Raw genomic sequence first — 893 nt, forward strand, 5'->3', positions numbered from 1 at the left:
TTTACCATGCTTTCGAACAGCATTACTCTGACTGCAAAATCGACAATTAACCTGAATAGTTGCCATGATTGGTACCCCAAAAACGTAGATTCTACCACAGAAAACAACAGATTGGAGTCATGACCCTATTATGCCCTGTCATCGTTTGATTATTAACAACGATAGACTTTTCTAGTACAAACCCATCAACTATGTTTTCAATTTCAACTTGAGTTCCGTGCCACATTGGAACCCCAACACCAGACGTAAAAAAAAGACTTTCATCAGAGCAAAATTCAGCTAAATAAATGACTCCATTTGGCTTTAAAATTCTTAGTAGTTCAGAAACAACATTTACCCTAACTTGCGCCTCTGGAATGCATGTAAAAACAGCACACGTAACAATGGCATCAAAGGAAGAATCAGAAAAAGGAAGTTGTGAACCTTTTGAGTAGTTCAGCTCTAGATGCGGGAATTCATTGTTCCCACGATTAATCATTTCCAATGAAGAATCAACACCACAAATACTTTTATAACCTAAGTCATAAAGCTCATTAGTTACTCTTCCATACCCACAACCAAAATCGAGAACTTGGCTAGAATAAGGAACTGTATTAATAAGTAACTCGCTGATTAATTGAAGATTAAACTCAACTTTACCAGCAACATCATCCCAATTACTCAAAGATTTCTCCTTAAATCATATAACGAATGACATGGATTCCCCCTACCGAGGATCTGCCACACTTATGTGGTACTTAAATGCATCGGAGGCACCATGTCTGATTTTTCTTATTTCTGCGGTATCGACCTAGCTAAAAACCACTTCAGTCTTCATGCCGTAGACCAAAATGGTAAGGTCATACTTCATAAGTCGGTAACTCGCTCTAAACTACTGACTACAATAGCAAATA

General features: G+C 37.6%; 1 protein-coding gene and 1 pseudogene. One reads left to right on the forward strand and one right to left on the reverse strand.

All coding sequences use genetic code 11. The annotated features are described in order from the left end of the window. Positions 1 to 91: 91 nt before the first annotated feature. A complete protein-coding gene (locus H5300_RS26875) occupies positions 92 to 664 on the reverse strand; it encodes a class I SAM-dependent methyltransferase (RefSeq protein ID WP_182797373.1) in 573 nt (190 codons plus the stop codon). Between the two features lie 93 nt (positions 665 to 757). On the opposite strand from H5300_RS26875, the pseudogene H5300_RS26880 reads away from it, so the two are divergent. Continuing rightward, positions 758 to 893 (forward strand): annotated as a pseudogene (locus H5300_RS26880) (IS110 family transposase); the annotation flags it as partial.

This window comes from Vibrio sp. SG41-7, from assembly GCF_014164465.1.
In the GTDB taxonomy this organism is placed as follows: domain Bacteria; phylum Pseudomonadota; class Gammaproteobacteria; order Enterobacterales; family Vibrionaceae; genus Vibrio; species Vibrio splendidus.